Annotated in this window: 15 protein-coding genes; 5 read left to right on the top strand and 10 right to left on the bottom strand. The window is 49.4% G+C overall.

The window, feature by feature from the left end; genetic code table 11:
- Nucleotides 1–12 precede the first annotated feature (12 nt).
- The 4 genes from WDY75_RS28840 to WDY75_RS28855 form a co-directional block, all read right to left on the bottom strand.
- Entirely contained in the window at nt 13–909 is an 897-nt protein-coding gene (locus WDY75_RS28840; RefSeq protein WP_100086460.1) for a carbohydrate ABC transporter permease, read from the bottom strand.
- A gap of 57 nt (nt 910–966) precedes the next feature.
- Nucleotides 967–2262 (bottom strand): ABC transporter substrate-binding protein, encoded by a 1296-nt coding sequence (locus WDY75_RS28845; protein WP_063478368.1) that lies wholly within the window; start codon nt 2260–2262, stop codon nt 967–969.
- 20 nt (nt 2263–2282) lie between these two features.
- Nucleotides 2283–4613, bottom strand: coding sequence for a glycoside hydrolase family 65 protein (locus WDY75_RS28850; protein WP_063478367.1), 2331 nt, complete (start codon nt 4611–4613; stop codon nt 2283–2285).
- Between the two features lie 146 nt (nt 4614–4759).
- Nucleotides 4760–5770, bottom strand: a complete 1011-nt coding sequence (locus WDY75_RS28855; RefSeq protein ID WP_006207736.1) for a LacI family DNA-binding transcriptional regulator — start codon at nt 5768–5770, stop codon at nt 4760–4762.
- A gap of 215 nt (nt 5771–5985) precedes the next feature.
- Here WDY75_RS28855 and splB point away from each other — a divergent pair, with 215 nt between their 5' ends.
- Nucleotides 5986–7011: a spore photoproduct lyase gene (gene splB / locus WDY75_RS28860; protein WP_082834282.1), complete on the top strand. Its 1026-nt coding sequence runs from the start codon at nt 5986–5988 to the stop codon at nt 7009–7011.
- Nucleotides 7012–7137: 126 nt separating this feature from the next.
- Here the strand turns inward: splB and WDY75_RS28865 are convergent, their stop codons facing one another.
- Nucleotides 7138–9159 (bottom strand): bifunctional diguanylate cyclase/phosphodiesterase, encoded by a 2022-nt coding sequence (locus tag WDY75_RS28865; protein WP_063478365.1) that lies wholly within the window; start codon nt 9157–9159, stop codon nt 7138–7140.
- Between the two features lie 372 nt (nt 9160–9531).
- Nucleotides 9532–9840: a winged helix-turn-helix transcriptional regulator gene (locus tag WDY75_RS28870; RefSeq protein ID WP_051449079.1), complete on the bottom strand. Its 309-nt coding sequence runs from the start codon at nt 9838–9840 to the stop codon at nt 9532–9534.
- A gap of 219 nt (nt 9841–10059) precedes the next feature.
- Between WDY75_RS28870 and WDY75_RS28875 the strand changes: the two genes are divergently transcribed.
- On the top strand, nt 10060–10278 hold the full coding sequence (locus WDY75_RS28875; protein WP_006207732.1) for a hypothetical protein: 219 nt from the start codon (nt 10060–10062) through the stop codon (nt 10276–10278).
- Nucleotides 10275–10859, top strand: coding sequence for an NAD(P)H oxidoreductase (locus tag WDY75_RS28880; RefSeq protein ID WP_063478364.1), 585 nt, complete (start codon nt 10275–10277; stop codon nt 10857–10859). Before WDY75_RS28875 ends, WDY75_RS28880 begins: the two co-directional genes overlap by 4 nt.
- Nucleotides 10860–10978: 119 nt before the next feature.
- Here WDY75_RS28880 and WDY75_RS28885 read toward each other — a convergent pair whose 3' ends face one another.
- A complete protein-coding gene (locus tag WDY75_RS28885) occupies nt 10979–14044 on the bottom strand; it encodes an FG-GAP-like repeat-containing protein (RefSeq protein WP_082834281.1) in 3066 nt (1021 codons plus the stop codon).
- 196 nt (nt 14045–14240) lie between these two features.
- Between WDY75_RS28885 and WDY75_RS28890 the strand changes: the two genes are divergently transcribed.
- Complete coding sequence (locus tag WDY75_RS28890; RefSeq protein WP_063478363.1) at nt 14241–14654, top strand: DUF2500 domain-containing protein; 414 nt, start codon at nt 14241–14243, stop codon at nt 14652–14654.
- 238 nt (nt 14655–14892) lie between these two features.
- Here WDY75_RS28890 and WDY75_RS28895 read toward each other — a convergent pair whose 3' ends face one another.
- A complete protein-coding gene (locus WDY75_RS28895; protein ID WP_063478362.1) occupies nt 14893–15843 on the bottom strand; it encodes a phosphotransferase enzyme family protein in 951 nt (316 codons plus the stop codon).
- A 211-nt stretch (nt 15844–16054) separates the two neighbouring features.
- Between WDY75_RS28895 and WDY75_RS28900 the strand changes: the two genes are divergently transcribed.
- On the top strand, nt 16055–16678 hold the full coding sequence (locus tag WDY75_RS28900; RefSeq protein WP_006207727.1) for a TetR/AcrR family transcriptional regulator: 624 nt from the start codon (nt 16055–16057) through the stop codon (nt 16676–16678).
- Nucleotides 16679–16747: 69 nt separating this feature from the next.
- Here WDY75_RS28900 and WDY75_RS28905 read toward each other — a convergent pair whose 3' ends face one another.
- Together WDY75_RS28905 and WDY75_RS28910 are read right to left on the bottom strand one after the other, a co-directional pair.
- Entirely contained in the window at nt 16748–17887 is a 1140-nt protein-coding gene (locus WDY75_RS28905; RefSeq protein WP_006207726.1) for a toxic anion resistance protein, read from the bottom strand.
- Between the two features lie 141 nt (nt 17888–18028).
- Nucleotides 18029–19717, bottom strand: coding sequence for a vWA domain-containing protein (locus WDY75_RS28910; RefSeq protein ID WP_063478361.1), 1689 nt, complete (start codon nt 19715–19717; stop codon nt 18029–18031).

Genomic DNA, 19717 nt, shown 5'->3' on the forward strand with positions numbered 1-19717 from the left:
ATGACGCCTCCTTTAATCCTTATCATCGTCGCCCTGGTAATACACCCACATGGACGAGCTTCGAATGACGATCAGAGTAAATACAAGAATGATGACAAACAAGATCCAGGATAATGCCGAGGCATAACCCATCTCATAATCCTGAAATGCCTTGTTATAAAGATACAGGTTATAGAACAATGTAGAATTGAGCGGACCTCCGTTGGTCATGACAAAAGCTTGGGTAAAGTATTGGAACCCGCCGATAATCCCCATGATCAGGTTGAAGAATACCGTTGGCGATATCATCGGCAGCGTGATGCTGAAGAACCTCCGAATACGTCCGGCACCGTCCAGTTCGGCTGCTTCATGCATATCCTCCGGCACGCTTTGCAAGCCGGACAGATAAATAATGATGGTATTGCCGACACCCCAGATTCCCATTACAATGAGTGCTCCAAGCGCATAGGACGGGTCTTGAAGCCAAGCCGGGCCCTGGATGCCGAACCATCCAAGCGCTTTGTTCAATATTCCGTATTCGGGATTGAAGATCATCACCCACATCATCGATACGGCAACGGCCGGAATGACGGACGGCATGAAATAAATCAAGCGGAATACGTTCATGCCGCGGCTGCGCATATTGAGCAGCACCGCGATCAACAAGGACACGATTTGGTAGAGCGGCACCGATACCAGTGCAAATATAAAGGTTACCTTTAGCGATTGATAGAACAATTCGTCATGGAAAATCGCCTTGAAGTTGTCCAGCCCAACCCACTCGATCGATTGCACGCCCGTGATGATGTCCCACTTGCTGAAGGCTAGCAGCAGTGAGAACAGCATCGGGCCAATCGTAAACAGCAGAAGTCCCAGAAGCCATGGCATGATGTACAAGTAGCCGGCCCAATCCGATTTTGACTTTCGCATAACAGCCTCCTTGATGAAGCAGGTGAAGCGCATGAGCATGCGCTTCACCTGTCATTTTTACTTGATTTTGCTATCCACGTTTTTCGCGGCTTCATCCAAAGCGCCTTTCACATCCTGCTGCTTCAGCAAAATCTTCTCCATGGCTTTGGTGAATTCTTCAACAAAAATCGGGCCATGGGTAGAGCGCAAGGTGACTGGCTTCTTCGCATAATCCATCATTTCAATAACCGGCTTGTCCGCAACTTCGTTAGCTTTCACTTCTTCCAGTTCCGTTACGGTTGCTGGAAGAACCTTGCCGTTCTCGGAGCGAAGCTTCTGGGCTTCGGTACCAGACAACCATTTCAACAGCTCATAAGCTTCCTGTTTGTGTTTGCCGTTCGCATTGATCGCCCAACCTGCACTAGCGATAATGCTGGTGCGTGTTCCGTCCTCACCGGTCGGAATCAGGGCTGAGCCGTATTCCACGTCCGATTTGTCCAGATCCGTCTTCACCCAGCGGCCTGTCACCATCATGGCCAATTTATCCGTCATGAACATAGAGGAGTCACCGCCAAGCGTCTCGGCATCCTGAGGGGTAGGCGATACGCGGTCTTCGCCTTGCGACAGCGCCACATATTTTTCAATAGCGGCTACCGTCTTCTCACCGTTCATGAACCCTTCGGCTTGCGTTCCATCTTCATTGGCTATATCTGTTCCATGATCCCAGAGGTACGTGTAAATCGGATATTCCCACTTGCCGGCATTGAAGCCGAATTCGGTATATTTATTGCCTTCCTTCTTGGTCAGTTTCTTGGAAGTTTCGATCAATTGGTCCCATGTCCAGTCATTGGACGGGTATTCCAGGCCAGCTTCATCAAACATGCGTTTGTTGTACCAGAGCGCCAGCGGATTGAAATCCTTCGGCAGATAGTACTGCTTGCCGTTGATGTTCATATTGTCGATCAGATCCTTCTGGAAGATATCCAGACTGAAATCACTATCCTTGCTCAAGTAGTCATCGAGCGGTTCCACAACACCTTTTTCAACATATTTGAAGTAATCGCCTTCGCCGATCAGGAACACGTCGGGTGCTTGTCCGGCTGCAAGTGAAGTTGTCAATTTCGTGCCATAGCCTTCACTTGGAATCGGCTCGAATTTCACCTGAATATTCGGGTGAGCTTTATTGAATTCATCAGCAAGCTTCTGCTCATTCGCGCTGGCGTTCACATCCCCCCATACGGTAAACGTCAGGTTAACCTTCTCGCCTGCAGCCCCGTTGCCAGACTCCCCGCTCTTACCGCCGCAAGCGGATAATGCCAAAGCCGCGATGATGACCATACTAAGCATTGTTGACCATTTCCAATTCTTTTTCATTGAATGACCCTCCTGAATGTTCAATATTGGATTTGAAGCTCTGTTGAGAACTTGATAGGGTTGCCGTGAATGACCAGCTGCACTTCCTGATCCGAATTTGCGGTCAGCGTCAAGGTCTCCCGGTTGATATGGACCTCCAAACGCTGCCCCTGCCAGTACAGCGGGAAGGAAAGCTCATCCCATGCCTTGGGCAGATTCGGATTCATATGCAGCTCTCCGCCAAGCATGCGGACTCCTGCGAACCCCAGCACGACGCATTCCCATATGCCGCCAAGTGAAGCGGAGTGAATACCGGCATCAGAAGAATACATGTACGGCCCCAGATCGATTTGCGAAGCCCGTTCAAACAGCTGATAGGCCAGATCCCGATCACCAAAGTCATTCGCCAGAATGCTGTGCGTTGACATGGAGAGGGAGGAATCATGAAGCGTTTTCGGCTCATAGTAGTCATAATTCGCTCGCTTCACTTCTGGCGTGAATTGATCCTCCAGCAGAAAGAACAGCATCATAATATCAGCCTGCTTGGATACCTGCATTTCCCCAACCTGATCCAGGTTATAGTCGTCGAAGATGCTGCCTACCTTGCTCTGCAACTTATATGGTGTTAAATCGATGAGTTTCTTCTGTAAGTACGTGTCATCCTGCGGGATAATCCCATCCTGGTTTGGCTGTGGCAAATAGATTTGCTCAATCTTGCTCTGCCACTCGTTCATAGCTTCCTCCAGTTCCAGCTTCCCGTTCAGCGATTGGAACAAGTCAGCATTCGAATTCTGGAGACTGTGATAGTATTCCATAGCCAGTCGAATATTAAAGGAAGCCATATAATTCGTGAATGCGTTATTGTCCACATGCTCCTTGTACTCATCCGGGCCCACTACCTCATTGATTTCATATACACCCTTGGCTTCGTTCCACTCCAGACGGCTGGCCCAGAATTTAGCGGTATCAAATATCATCTCGTAGCCGTATCGGTCCATAAAGTCCTGGTCGCCTGTCGCTTTGTAATAGTGCCATACCGCATAAGCAACATCGGATGTAATATGCTGTTCAATGAAACCGGACCAAATCTTAATCTGCTTGCCGGTTACGATATCCACCTGTCCCCACTCCGGCGTGACTTCGCCATCGCTTGGCCAAGCGGCCTCCCAAGGATACATCGCGCCTGTGAAGCCGTTCTCAATCGCTTTTGCTCTGGCGCCTTCTAGACCAAGATAGCGATACTCAAGCAAAGAGCGGGCGACCTCGGGATGGGTATAGATGTAGAATGGCAGGATGAAAATTTCCGTATCCCAGAAGGAATGACCCTTGTACCCCTCTCCGCTGAGCCCCTTGGCGCCGATGCCCATTCGCCGGTCATGTGCCGGTGTCATGATCACCAGATGATATATGGCAAACCGGACAGCCAGCTGATCGAAGGAGTTCGAAGATTGAATGGATACGTTGTATTGCTCCCAAACCTTGCTCCAGGCTAATTGATGTTCTGCAAAAAGCGGATCGTAACCAGCAGAATGGAACGCTTTCAATTCAGCCAGTGCATGCTGCCGAATATCGTCAAGGCTGGTTCCTTCAGCAAATTCACGGTCACGGCTTGTGAATACGGTTGCCATCTTCTCGAATTCGAGACAATCGCCCGCCGCTACATCAAATGCATAGGATACGGCCACTTTACGACGATCGATATCCATCTTGGGGGCTGTATCAATCTCTTGTTGATTTAACCGGAGTCGATGCGCCGCACCATGGACGAAATCCACCTTGGACTCGGTTGTCGTCTGAATCAGCTCAAGGAAGGTTTTATCGTAAATTCGCTTCTCACCCTCGTGGAAATGCTGACTGCCGCTGTTGCTGACCTGCCCGTCGATACCGGAGTTAATTACCAGTGTTATGCCCTCGTTCAGAGGAGTTATGCTAACCTTCAAACCGATCTGGTGCAGCTTGGCTAATGAGACAAAGCGCCTGAACTCAAATCGGATTTTCTTGCCCTCGTATTCCCAGATAAAACTTCGCACGAGCTCTGCATCGCGAATGTTCAGCATTCGCTCATACTGGGTCACCGTTCCCCGCTCCAGCGAGAACCTTGTACCGTCTATCCGGATGTCAAGTCGCGTAATATCCGCCGTATTCGGAAGCTCCGTCACCTCGAATTCATCGAATTTATTAAATGTGCCGTTAACGAACAGGTTCCTCTTCTCCCCGATATACGACTCTTCCGCAGCTGATCGGAGACCCATATATCCATTCCCAAGCGACATAATCGCTTCACACTTGCCTAAAGCCAGCGGATTGAAATGCACCTCGGCAAATGACCATTTATTCAAATCTTCAGACTGTACCTCGTTGTAGCTCAGCATGGTTGTCATCCTCTCCAACTGTTTTTTCTCTATTTTTTGTAAGCGATACCTAAATCGTTTTCGATATTTTAAAAAAAAGACCGAAAACGATTTCGAAATGAGCCTAAAATAAAAGCTTTCTTCACGCGAAAACGTTTTCGATAACATTATTGCACCATTATTGTCTCTCTGTCAACAATTTCGAAAGAAAGAATTTTATGATATCCTGGCGTTTGATTCTCCAGCATCTTGATGACTTCCTCAAATGCCGAATAGCCGATTCTTGTGAAGTCCTGCCTGACCGTTGACAACCTGGGAGTCGTATAACTGGAGAGTACGATATCGTCAAAGCCCATGATGGAGATATCCTCCGGAATTCTAATGTTCAGCTCGCGGCAGCGCGTCATAAATCCGATGGCCATCAGATCACTGGATATAAAAACTGCGGTCAGATTCGGATGCCTCTCCAAGTACGGCTCGGTAGCCTCATACGCTACTTGCTCGCTGAAATCCGCTTCGATTACCCGCTTCGGATCATATACGAGTCCCGCCTCTTCAAGTGCTTCCCGGTATCCCTGAAGACGCTGTACGCTAACCGCTGCAAAATTGTGCCCATTGATCATACCGATCTCACGGTGCCCTTTATCAATTAAATACTCCACGGCTTTTCTGGCGGCGCCTACGTTGTCCGTAATGACAGATCCGGTATGGGGACCGACAATGTCTGCATCCACTACCATGCATGGAAACTCACTGTTCACCAGCTCGTCAAAATATGGATCCGTTGTACGTAATCCGGAAATCACAACGCCGGCAATTTTGTTTTCCTTACAGAACTGCCAGTACGATTTATCCTGCTGTTCAGACAAACTACGCGTATAGATCACCACTTCATATTGATAATGCTGTGCTGCGGCATAGACGCCGGTCATGATTTGGAACATAACGCCATCCTTGCCGTTTGCCTGTTCAAAGTTCGATATGATCAGCGCAATGGTCTTGGTGACCTTGTGCTTAAGGTTTTTGGCAAGGCGATTCGGGAAATAGTTCAGCTCCTGCGCAGCCTTCATAACCTTTTCTTTGGTGGTTTCGCTTACATCGGAATAGCCGTTCAGAGTCTTGGAAACGGCTGAAATCGATACATTTGCCAGCTTGGCCACATCTTTGATTGACACCATTTATATCACCACTACCATTCGTTAGATTCACATACTATTGTATCCGTTACCAGTAAAATAGCAACAAAACGGATAAATTAGGAAGAAAAAAACGGTTCAATATCATACAAAAAGTGTAAATAATTTCAGCCTTTTCGGGGCTCTGTGGATGCATGATCGCATCTTCCATTGCAAATCCTATACCTGGATTTATTACTAGTATGGGAGGAATTCAATTGGAGCGTTTCGACCCGGAACTGGTCTTCTTCGAGCCGGCCGCTTTGGAGTATCCGCTTGGCAAGAAGCTTCATGCATGGTTTGAAGAGTTAGGCACTCCCATCAAATTGACCACTTCCCATAATCGGGTAACCGGCATTCCGGGGGAGACCGAAACTGAAAAATACCGCAACGCCAAACGCACCCTCGTTGTCGGGATTCGAAAAACTCTGGAATTTGACACGTCCAAGCCGTCTGCGGAGTATGCCATCCCGCTTACTACGGGATGTGCAGGACATTGTCATTACTGCTACCTCCAAACCACCATGAGCTCGAAGCCTTATGTTCGGATTTACGTCAATCTGGATGAAATTCTGGATCGGGCGAAGCAGTATATCACAGAACGTTCACCGGAAATTACCCGGTTCGAGGCGGCTTGCACCGGAGATCCCGTATCCCTGGAGCATCTGACCGGAGCACTGGCATATTACATTGAATTCATGGCTAAGCAAGAACATGGACGGCTCCGATTCGTGACCAAATTCGCCAACATTGATTCCTTGCTGAACGTCGAGCACGGCGGACATACCCGGGTCCGATTCTCCATCAATTCCGATTATGTCATTCGGTATTTCGAGCCCGGAACCTCTTCCTTTGAAGAACGGATCGAAGCAGCGGGCAAAATTGCGGAAGCCGGGTATCCGCTGGGTTTCATCATCGCTCCGATTGTCAAGTATGACGGATGGCAAGAGGGCTATTGGCATCTGCTAGAGAAGCTTCACGAGCGGTTAAGCCACGTAGAGGTAAAGGATCTAACATTTGAACTCATTCAACATCGGTTTACCAAAACAGCCAAAAACACCATTTTGAAGCGTTATCCGAAAACCAAGCTGGACATGGAAGAAGAAGACCGGCAGCTTAAATGGGGAAGATACGGAAAATTTAAATATGTCTATAAAGCAGAGACCGTTGAAGAATTCCAGCAGCTGTTCGAAAAGGGAATCAAGGAATATTTTCCAAAAGCGGAAATTGCGTATTTCGTGTAATCGGGTACACGCACCCAGCCCTGATCCGAAACTTTATTCTCCGCTCAACATGATAACGGACACCTCACGGTGCCCGTTATTTTCCGATATGTTTCTATTGATCTATCGTTAATCTAAGACCTTCCTCTATCCCATAACCTCGATCGTTTCGGCCTTGTGATCTTGCTCGTACATCCAGACATCAATCTCATCAATATCCATCGGTTTGCCGTAATAATACCCCTGCATGACATGACAGCCGAGTCCGGTCAGAAAGTCGATATGCTCTTTATTCTCCACACCCTCGGCAATCACATCCAGATTTAAATTCTCTGCCATGAGAACGATGGCGTTGATAATCGCCCGTTTACTGGGCGTATCTAAATCGTTGGTGAAGAGGCGGTCCAGCTTCAGTGCATCGATCGGAATCCGGTCGAGCAGCCCGATCGAGGAATAACCGGTTCCGAAATCATCCATGGACACTTTAACCCCTAAAGCTCTGATGTTCTCAAGCTGTCGAATAATGTCGTTCACATCGTGCAGCACCATGGACTCTGTAATCTCAAGCTCTAACAGATGCGGGTCCAGCTCCGCCTTGTCCAGCACATTCCGAACAAGCTCCAGCAGATTATCGCCGTGAAACAGCCGAATGGACAAGTTCACCGAGACGGGCTGAACGATTCCTCTATCCTTCCATGCCCTGCACTGCTTGCAAGCCTCCTCAAGCGTCCATCGGGTCATCGGTATAATGAGCCCCGTCTCTTCGGCAATCGGAATAAATTCAAGCGGCGATATTATACCCAAGCGGGGATGATTCCAGCGAATCAACGCTTCAAACCCGACCAACCGGTTGCTTTTCACATTCCATTTCGGCTGATAGACGATGAAAAATTCCTTAAGCTCAAGCGCTCTCTGCAAATCCTTCTCCAATTCCATTTTGCGGACCTCTTGAACGCCCATCTCCTCGGTGTAGAGGCATTGCTGATTCTTGCCGAGTCCCTTCGCCTTATACATCGCCGTATCCGCATTCTTCAGCAGCGTGGACCTGTCCGAGCTATGAACAGAACCGATGCTGATTCCGATGCTTCCCGTAACGTACAATTCATTGCCATCGATAAAGTATACGTTTTTAATTTTTTGCAGAATATCTTCAGCCAGCCGCTGGGCATACATCGGATCGCTTTGCTTCAAAATGATGAGAAATTCGTCTCCGCCGATTCGGAATACCTGCTGGTAGCCTTGAATGAATTGACGCAGTCGATTCCCCACCTCCTGAACGAGCATATCCCCAACATGATGACCGAGTGTATCGTTGATGGCTTTAAATTGATCCAGATCCAGAAACAAAACACTGATCTTCTCCGTTTCGGAATTACTTTCGAAGAAGCGGTTCATTTCATTGCGGTTAGGCAAACCCGTAATCGTATCCTGATAGGCCAGCTTTTCCAGCACATGCCGGTCAAAGAACATGGCCCCCCACGAAATCAACAGAATCGCAAAAATCGTAATGGTCACACAGTACAACAGAAAGAGATCCACAGACTGCGGCTCATGCTGAGTGATCATGCCGGAATGAGGCTCAAACCGTGCAGCCATCATTCCTGTATAGTGCATCCCGCATACGGCAAATCCCATAATGACCGCGGAGCCCCACTTCAGGAAGCTGGACTTGGAATGATTGCGAAAGCGGAGAAACAATATTAACGCTGCATAAGATGCAGCCAGTGCAATGATGGCAGACAATACCCAAATGACCGGGTCATAGCTTATTTCCGCGTGCATAATCATGGCTTCCATCCCCATGTAATGCATGGTCACGATTCCGCTGCCCATAATCAAACCACCGATGGCGATTTTGAACCAGTTGATGTCTCTGGGCATGGTAATGTAAAAAGCGATGAAGGAGGAGACCACACTCGCCAGCATTGACATGATCGTCAGAGCAACATCATACTTCACATTCATATTCATATGCAGGGCCAGCATGCCAACAAAATGCATCGACCAAATTCCGCTCCCCATCACCATTGCGCCGCCAAAAAGCCAAAAGAACCTGGATTTGCCGCTCGCATCTGAAATCTTGGACGTAATATTTAAAGCGGAATATGAAGCAAGTATAGCAATCACGATTGAAAGCCCAACAATATAAAAATTATAGCTGCCGTCCATCTGAGCTGTGCACACTCCTTTTTCGACTAATTCTTAAGTCCTATGATGATCATACGTTTCCTGTCGGACAACGTTCCTGTTTCATTCCGTATCTCAAACCTGTTCGTACCGGGAAAATGCCAAACTCTGATTATTTATTACAGCCTCCCTGCCCCCGCATCCTATTCCATGATAACCAAGTGAACTATTCAATTTCTCGACAAGCTCGGTATCGTTCAAAAGCAGCAAAATATGAATTGAGTCTAAAGAACTAGATATTCAACAAATCTCTGGGTATTCCCTCTATTACTTTAGAAATAATGGAAAATAAAGTGGTTACAGCAAAAAAATAAAAAAACTGCGGAACGCCATAGTTCGGTCCGCAGCTTGCTCTTATATATTGCCCTCAAGGGTGCTTACCTTCGTTTTTTCATTCAAATACTTCTCGCCCCAGTCGCAGATTTGATCCAGGATCGGCTGCAGCGAGTCTCCCAATTCACTCAGCTCGTATACTACCTTCGGCGGCACTTGATTAAAGACCGTTCGAGTAATGATCCCATCCTCCTCCAGTTCCCGAAGAGTCTGGGTCAACATCTTCTGCGTAATGTCCGGCATCTGCTTTTTAATTTCGCTCGTTCGCTTGGGACCATAACTTAAGTGGCACAGTACAATGACCTTCCACTTGCCACCGATCACATCCATCGTCGCTTCAGACGGAATATTGTATTTCCGCTCCCCGTTCACCCGTATACCCCTCCCCTCAAGCGTAGAGTTATATCGACTTCCTACAGGCACTTCCAGGTATTAATGATACTTTTGGGTACCTATAGAACTATTAAGTGCGTACTTCCTTCCTGTCATTATATGATACATAATCTCCTTAAGCCAGTGCTGCAGCAAATTATTGGAGGTGGAATCGCGATGACACTTATTTACATTGCTGGCGGTTATGGTGTAATCGGCAGTGCGCTTAGCATTTTGCTCTCCATTGAGCGCATTCTGGGCTGGGACGGCTCACCGCCTGCCCCGGGAGGCTTTTACCTGTCCGAAACATTAGTGCATGCAGATGCCGCAATGTCGCGTATTGAACAATTTGGCATACAAATTTTCAGAGAAGAAAGAGAAGGTGAATTTTTATGAAAGTACTAACGGTTGTCACACACCCACGGGAAAATTCCTTTACGTTTGCAGTTACCGCGAGATTTGTGCAGGGGCTTCGGGATGCCGGGCATGAAGCGGAAGTACTGGACCTTCATCGCATAGGTTTCAATCCGGTCCTATGGGAGGCCGACGAACCCGATTGGTCTGATCCTAAGAAGCTTTATTCTCCCGAGGTCGAGGCCGAAATATCACGAATGAAGGAGCACGATGCACTGGCTTACATCTTCCCGGTGTGGTGGTATGGGGTCCCCGCGATGCTGAAGGGGTATATCGACCGTGTCTGGAATCAAGGCTTTGCTTACGGCGGCGGCTCGAAGCTTCACCATAAACAGGTGTTATGGCTGGCCTTGGCAGGCGCTTCAGAAGACCATTTTGCCAAGCGCAGCTACGATCAAATGCTCTCCCATTCCCTCAATGTCGGGATCTCCAATTACTCCGGAATCGAGAATTCCCGAGTAGAGTTCTTCTACGACACCCTGGAAGCTATACCGGAGCACATGGAGGGCTTGCTGGAGCGCGCTTATCAGTTGGGACTGCATTATGCGGATCTCAAGGGATAAAGAAATCACTGCTTCATAAAATAGGGTCAAACGTTCGTACGACAAAAAAAGCGACCTCCCTCGGAGGCCGCTTTCTGATTGATAAAACCCTAACAGCTATCCATAGAACTCTGGAGTTTCTATGGATCCACATGCAATCCTGGTCCCAACACACGGGACAGTCTAACGAGCAGAACGGCTGCTTCCGCCCGCGTCATCGGCTCGTTCGGAGCAAAACGGTTAGCGCCTCTTCCTTGGAGCAGTCCATAATCTGCAGCCGCTTGTACGTACGGCTTAGCCCAGACTGGAATCCCGCTGTCATCAGCATAGGAGGTATTCCCGTCCATTTCACCGGACTCATTCATCACACGGGACAGCACCGCGGCGATCTCGGCGCGCGTAATCGGCTGGCCAGGCCGGAAGGTGCCGTCGGCATAACCGATCATAAGACCTTCCGTAACCGCCATATGAACCCCATCATGAGCCCAGGCAGGTATCGAATTGCCATCGGTAAAGCTTATGGAAGAGCCGGTTAGATCGGCTTTCAGCAATCTTCCCATCATAACCGCCCATTCGGCGCGGCTGACAGAAGCATGGGGACGGAAAGTACCGGATACGTCTCCCTTAACAATCCCGAGCGTAAAAGCCTTCTGGATGTCGGACTCGGCCCAATGCCCCTGTATGTCAATAAAAGAGTTCTGAATCTCTTGATTCGGCTGTTCCCCTGTCTCCTCCAATGGCTCCCGCTTCAAGGTAAGGCGATAGGTTGTCGCCGATCCATCCTCAGCCTGAACACGAATCGTCAAGACATTATCCCCGTCCTTTAGAGGAACCGTGTAACCGGAGGTTACCCGCTCACCGTTGATCTCAACTTTTGCAGCAGAATGCATGATACGAGGGCTCACTACAACTTGAGCTTCCTTGGTGGTTACCGTATAATCGTAAACCCCTGCCTGGAATGGTGGAGTCAATGTGATTGGTTGGTCCCCTGCCGTAAGGCTCAGCTGCTGCAGCCTGGATTCCGAAGATAGTACCGATGGAACGGAGCCCGAGGACGATGATCCTGATCCTGACCCTGACCCCGAGCCGGAACCCGGAGCTGATGCAGACTGAATGGTCCCTTCAAGCCCTGGGCTGGCATTTCGGGCCGCATCCACTGCTTTAATCGCAAAATTATAGGTCGTATTCGCGGCCAAGCCGTTTATTGTATAATTTCTAGTTGTTGCAGGAACAGATTGTATAATCGTACCGCTTTGATATATTTCATAAGCAGCAATTCCCCTGTCGTCACTTGCTGCTGGCCACTCCAGGGTAACGGCACTTGACGTAACACTGGAGAATATCAGCTTCGCGCCAGTTTGCCATGAAGGCGGGGACGTGTCCGGAGAATCCGGCGGCACATCCTTAACGAGTGTCATGGAGACAACGGCTGACGCCTCCTGAGCGGATTCATTGCCAGCGGCATCCGTTGCGGTCACAACGAATGCGTAGGTACCCGGACTGAGGTCACCGATATCAGCAGGCAGTATTGAGCCGTCGGCTGCACTGAAGCCCAGCCCAATCGGTGCTCCCCATTCTCCTGCATTTACTGTGCCGTCCGCATCGGCATCTACCCAAGGGTACGCCTTCACCATCGCTCCAGCTTCGCTGACCGCACCTGCCTCACCGTACAATTGATCCGGCATTCCCTGATACTGATCGATGATACGAAACTTGGAGACATCAAGGACAGGGGGCGTTGTATCCGGAACAGCTACCGGTTCACGAATCGTCACTTCGGCTCTCGCAGATGCTCCAAGAACAGCACCGTTCGTCGGATTACCCAGTTCAACAAAAAATGTCCGATCCCCCTGATCCCCATTCCTGCCTATAATGGAAATGGGATAAGACTTGGTTGTCTCTCCTTCATTAAACACAAGCAGCTCATCAACGGAGTTATAATCCGTACCGGCAATTGCTGTTCCTTCTATTGTGCGAAGCGAAACCTTGGTTTGACCGTAGCTGCCTGCTGCCCGGTAGACCGAAACCGTCACGCTTGCCGAATTCTCGGCAGCCTCGTATCGATCCTGCGCCAGGGACACAACACCCTCAGCAGCACTGTTGAAGATTTTAATATAGCCATAACTGATATCGATTATATCCGCTTTGCCGTCCCCGTTAAAATCCCCCGAAGCCACCGCAGATGACGGCCGGTCGAAATATGTCCGGGCAGATTGAAAGGTGCCATCCCCGTTGCCCAGCAGTATCGGATTGGATGAATCCTGGACTCCTCCGAGGAGATCCAGATTACCATCCCCATCAAAATCAGCAACCTCAAGATCTAGAGGAGAATGCCCCAATGGAAGTGTAATAACAGGCCTGAATGTTCCGTCCCCGTTACCAAGAAACACGTTCGCCGTGTGATCTCCATTGGCGGCTAACGCCAGGTCCATGTACCCGTCTGAATTCAAATCGGCTGCTTGAAGACCAATAGGCGATCTTCCCGAACTGATGGCCAATACGGAAGTAAACCCGCCCTGGCCGTCACCAAGCAATATGTTTACGTTATTCGATCCTACATTAGCAACAGCTAAATCCACGATCCCGTCGCTATTCAAATCCTCAGAGGCTACACTGCGAGGTGACATCCCTACAGGTACTGTGATCGCTGTCCTAAATGTTCCATCACCCATGCCCCGCAAGATGGATACGGTGTTGGAGCTGTTGTTCGTTACGGCGAGATCCAAGATCCCATCCCCGTTAAAATCCTTAGCTGCCAATCCCACTGGCCAATTGCCTGTCGGGTACGCCACTTGTTGTTCGAATGTCCCATCCCCGCGTCCTATCAGAATGCCTACCGTATTATCCACGGCATTCGACACTGCCACATCTGCATGCCCATCGCCATTAAAGTCGGCAACAGTGACCGCGCGAGGAGACCTCCCGACAGAAGTATCCTGCTTCATCTGGAAGGTTCCATCCCCGTTACCCAGGAGAACAGATATTTTATTTTCCACCAAATCGAAAACAATGACATCCGCTCTTCCGTCCCCATTGACGTCATCTGCCACAGCGTCGTAAGGATTTGTTCCCGCGTGGTATAACACGCCATCCTGAACTAGCAGTTTGTCCGCGGCATGCCCCTGTAAGGGTGCAGCCAACAGAGACAGACCCAGAAGGATCGGTAGCAATCTGCGGGCTCTGACTACACTTTTCTCCAGCTTCAACTCTCATTCCCCCTTTTAAGCAAATCTATTATATCTCAACCTTTCCAACGAAAAATCCCCCTGCAGGGGGATGTGGGGCCATTACTTATTGCTTCAGTAGGATCGTCGGCAGACATATTTCAAAATTTGAAACATTTCAACCATGGGTACCGTACATATAAACAATGAAAATTACGGACAGAAGGAGGTACCGTCGATGATGCCCCAAGGAATGTCTTTTGGCGGAGGGTTTGATTTTATGTTTACGCTGGTTCCCATTCTAATCGGGATTGTGTTCGTTATTGTGATTGTCGGCTTCATCTCCAATGGCGCCCGCTATGTCAAGAATGCCAAATCGCCACGCACTTCCGAATTTGCCCGGGTGGTCTCCAAACGGATGGACGTCCGCCATCATACCAATCACCACAACGACGACAACGGAATGATGCACGCGAACCACTCGTCCCGCACGTATTATTACATCACCCTCGAATTTGATAATGGAGAACGGAGAGAGTACCTCGACGTCAAAAATCTATACGGTCTTGTTGTGGAGGGAGATACCGGCTATGCTTCCATCCAGGGCGATTGGATCGTTGCGTTTGAGCGGAATCTGCAGCCGCGATCCTAATGGATATGAAGATCATACCATTCTAAATTGCAACCGTGCTCCTACTTAAAATATCGCCACAGAACGACAGCCTTAGCTCCGTGATCATCTCGGGACTAAGGCTGTTGTTCATAACATCGCAAGAAAGGCAGTGCCGTCGTAAGCCATTATTTTGGGATTGATATGGACACGGACAGCACTAATGACGCTGCCAGCAGCTCTCTCCGGGACATGCCGCCCTTCAAACCAAAGCCAATGCTTATTCAAATGTTGGGAAACTTCGCAGAATGGTTTCCTTACGCCCCTTCATGTACCACTGCCCCCACGGATGGAGGTTGTCGAACTTTCCCCCGCAGGCTTGGAACAGTTTGATATAACGGCCCATTTCCCGGAGCTTCATGAAGTATGGGATTTCCCGAAGCCACTTCTCCTCCAGCTGATGCTCTCTACGATATCCATCCAGGAACGGCATAAGGAATTTGCCCGGGTCCGGGTCGGCCCCTTCGGTTAAACTTGAGAAAAAAGCAGCCACCGCAATATCATCAATAAACCATGAATACCGACTCGCATCAAAATCAATCAAACACAGCGAATTCCCATGAACAAAAAAATTACCGTAATGAAAATCAGCATGAATCAATCCATAAGTCTCCGCTGACACCGGAAGGGCTGAGATATAATGAAACAATGCCTGGTACCGAGAGATGATCTCCTGTTCGGATGGTGGTAAATCGATATGCAACACCTTTTGGGCTTCAAATGACCAGTCCGGCCGTTTCGTGACAGGATCCTGGTGAACGTACGCTTGGGTGATGCGGTGCATATGGCCCATGAATTGGCCCATTCCCCTGTATAGATGCTCATTGGCATCATTCTCTCCCACCGGACGCCCCTTGGCCTCCTCGTAACATACGGCCGTATATTCACGGCCTTCCGCCGGGATGCGCTCCGCCAACTTCCCATCTACCGAGTACAGCGGTCTCGAAACACAGACACCCTTGCTTGCCAGAAACTCGACCCACTGTACTTCGCCTGCAATCTTCGCATACGGCTTGTGGGACTCATCGGTTATACGCAGGAAAACCTTGCGCTCTCCATCCCGATAGGAGGAAATCAAGCTATGCTCGGAGTCATGCGTTTGCTCCAGATTCTTTTCCAGCAGTCCGAATTTGTCTGCAGCTTCTATGCTCCACTTCATCCGGTGTTCCAATCCACAGCACCCCCTAACAAACTAAAGAACATTCCATTCCATCAGCCTAACCAAAAAGCGACCCTGTCAGATCTACGGATCACACTCCTCCTCTGCTCCAAGGGTAACCCTCCCAATCCCTTTTTCAATTCCAATTGTTGTGGTCAAAATGTTGGAGGGATATAATACGAGAGATAGATAAAATCGTCATGCATGAAAGAGGACCCCTATTATGAATCCTGAAACTCGCCATACCCGAACCCAACTCATCATAGAAGCAGCCGAGCATGTGTTTGCACATAAAGGCATTGAAAAAGCCACCATGCAGGATGTGGCCACCGAGGCCAAAATAGGCGTAGCGACCGTTTTTCGCTTTTTTCCCCGCAAAGAGAAGCTTGTTGTTGCGGTTGCGACGAAGAAGCTGGAGGCCGTCCTTGAGACCTTTCACTCCATCGCTGACCTGCCGATTTCCTGCATCGAGAAGCTGGAGCTGTTCTTCGACAACTTCATTTCCCTGCTGGAGCAAAAAGCCAGTTCCAACGTCAAGCTGCTCGAGAATTTCGAGAGTTATGCCGCTCAATTCACGGAGCCTCTCGAAGATATCGAGCTGTTTAACGCCGTCTACCGGAACATCTCCAAGGTATTCTCGACCATTGTCGAGCAAGGCATCCAGGACGGGTCGATTCAAGCCGACCTTCCGATCTCCGAGACGCTCTCTACCATCATCAATACGTTTGGTATTTTTGCCAGAAAGCTGTCCCTCCAGAAGAACATTCTGGTGGTCGAGCCTGACCTCGCGCCCGAGAAACAGCTGGCTATTCTTAAGCACATCCTGCTCAATTATTTGAGAACATAAGGATGAAGTCCCCATAAAAAAGAGTGCGCAGCACCCTATCTGCTCACTCTTATTTCGTTATGTCCACATCTACAAACCCAGCTTATGTCCCCGCTCCAAGCGCTGAATCTGCTCTTCGCCCGTTACGGCCAGTTCGCTGAACTGCTGGATCGTCTCCCGCATCCGCGGAAGAGCCTCCTGCTTGTAGGTGCTGATGGAATCCAGAGCCGACAGCACATCCGTGAACGCTTGCTTCAACGTATCCACGGAAATACTCGTTTCGAGCGATTGCTTGTGAATGGCAGCACCCTGATCCTTCAGCATTTTGGAGGTTGCGCTGATCAGGTTATTCGTGGTTTCGTTCAACAGCTCGATTTTCTTCAGGACAATCTTCTGATTATAGAGGGCGCTGGCTACCGTCACCGAGATTTTGAGCGCCGATACCGTTACGTTCCTTGCCCGATCCACGCCGCGGATCAACTCCTTGTTGTTCCGGATGACGACTTCAATAGCCATGATCCCCTGCTGGTTCACGACCAGCATCTGCTGCAGGTCCATCACCCGCTGGCGCAGCGGGAACAGTACCTCCTCGGTAATGAACCGGATTTTGTCCTCCGACTCCTGGCGTATTTTGGCCGCCTCAATCTGGGATTCGATTTCGGTGTCCATCAGCATACCCAGCTGAATTTCCTTTTGCAGCCTTTTGGTGAGCTCGCGGAGGGCCTGCTGCTCGATCTCGAGCGTGGTATTGTCGTTCTTTAATACCGTCTTTCCTTTATCCAGGGAAATGATGATATCCGAAATCACGGCATCCGCTTTTTGAAACTTGGCAAAATATCGCCGGAGCGGGTTAAACACCATGCCCAGAATCCCGCTCTTCGCAAAATCGATGACGCTCGGGTCCAGATCCTTCAGCTGCAGCTGCAGCTCCGTGAGCCCTCTGGCAACCTGGCCGCCTTCGTCCCCGGTTTTGGATAATCTTCCTACCGATACTTGCAGCAGTCCATTCTTCTCCGAAGAGGATCTCATCGTGCCCATACCGAAGGTGTCAATGGATTGCAGTACCTGTCTTCTCTTCTCGAGTGATTCGATATCCAGCTCCATGATGGCCTGCACGTTGCTCGCTGCCAGCTCCTTGAGCTGCGTGACTTCCTCTGGCTCGGGCTTCACCTGCTCTTCAATCGCATGCTTAATCTCTTCGGGACGAATGACTTCCATCGTAAATGACAATATAACCCCTCCTACAAGTTTCTGTAAAAACTTCGATATCAGAATAATATAAGATGCCCTTTCCTTCCGAGATAAGGGGTATGCCTCTAGAGTTTATGCTTGCTTATCTCTTAAAATGAGCGAGTATCACTTGGGATGAAACTACATCTGCACGTTCAGCAGCTGACCGATTTTATACACGACATCATCCGTATCGGCATTGATGCTGGCCGCTTCGTTAATGCTGGAGATGCTTTGAAGCGCCTGGATGTTGGCGTTATATCCAATTGTGTATACCGGGATTTTGAAGGCTTTAATGAGCTCCCGGATATCATCAAGGGAATGCCCTACGTTGGTCTCCCCGTCACTCAGCACAAAAATCAAAGGCTTCACGTCCGGATTCACCGCCATCTCGTCATGAAGCATCTTCATCGCCACCACAATGCCGTCAAATGTTGCGGTATTCCCGCTGGCCTCAAGGCTGTTAATCGCTCCAACAAACATCGACTGCTGGTTCAGGTCGTATTTGCCGATCGGAAGATTGATCGCGACATCCGTGGAATACGATACGAAGCCGATGCTGTTATCTCTGCCCAAATATTTCTGCCCCGTCAGCAAGGATTCCTTAAGACGGTGCAGAGGCTCGCCGTCCATGCTGCCTGATACGTCCGCTACAAATACAGCCGCAACCGGCTTGTTGCCATCCTTCTTCTCCTTCCACAGCTTCTGTGCGGACGGCAGCAGACTGCTGTCCACGATATCCAGCTCGGATTGGTAATCATTAAGGCCATTGAACCCTTTTTTATCGGCTAACTGTTGATATGGATCCTGTTCCACAAACGCTGCAAATTTCTTAATGATTTCTAACTTCTCCTTCGGCAAGTTCCCCAGTGCATACAAGGGACTGTCGTGCCTTACGCCAAACGGAGTAAACACGTAACCGCTCTTCATATCCGCCGCATTGACATAAGTCTGGTACTCCAGAACAAAAGCGTCCAGCATGCCCGACTTCGCCGCATCACGCATCTGGATCGTGGTTGAGGCCGTGAAAGGGACGTTCGCCTGGAATTTCTCGAAGCCCTGCACTGCTTTTTCGCTGAGCAGGTCTGAACTGTCAAACGTTTCAAGTGCCGTAATCAGGAAGTTGAGACCCGTGGAGCTGGCAAAAGGATCCGTGTAACCCATCGCCAGCTCATTATTGGATATCGCATCCGTCAGCGTCTTGACGTTCAGGGAGCCGTACTTCTCCACCAGCTCATCGTATTTGGCCTTTCTGGTCACAACACCGGTCACATTTCCGGTCAGACGCTTGGATACAAGCTCCGCCTTGACGCCATATTCCTTAACCATTGCCCCCCACAGCTCATTCGAGGGCGTAAACGCATCCGGTACGTACTTGCCTGATGTTATGTAATCGGTTGCGGTTCCTGAAGCGATGTTGCGGATCTTTACAGATACCGGCTTTCCATTCACCACCGGCTTCGACAGGTTGAACTCCGTTGCTACTTCATTCAACCATCCGTCAATGCCCGGTCCTGCCTTCTCCGGAGATGAGAAGATTTCGACGAAGAGCTCCGTTGTATTCTCAACCGAGATCGGGAATTTGGATATGTCGGGCAAAGAATCCGCTACGGCGACCGGATCCAGGTCAACCTGACCTTTGATCGGGTCCGCCGCCGTGACCACAATGTCCTTGTAGATTTTGTTTATTTTCTTAGCTGCATCTTCCGAGTTAACCTCGGCTTGGCTTTTTCCCAGATTGGAGGTTAACGTAATCCCCGCATACACCAGAACAAACACAACGACCGCAATGGCCACTAGGACAACAAAGGCACTCCCTTTGCTTCGCAT

It is taken from the genome of Paenibacillus glucanolyticus (assembly GCF_037333485.1).
Lineage (GTDB): Bacteria > Bacillota > Bacilli > Paenibacillales > Paenibacillaceae > Paenibacillus_AQ > Paenibacillus_AQ glucanolyticus.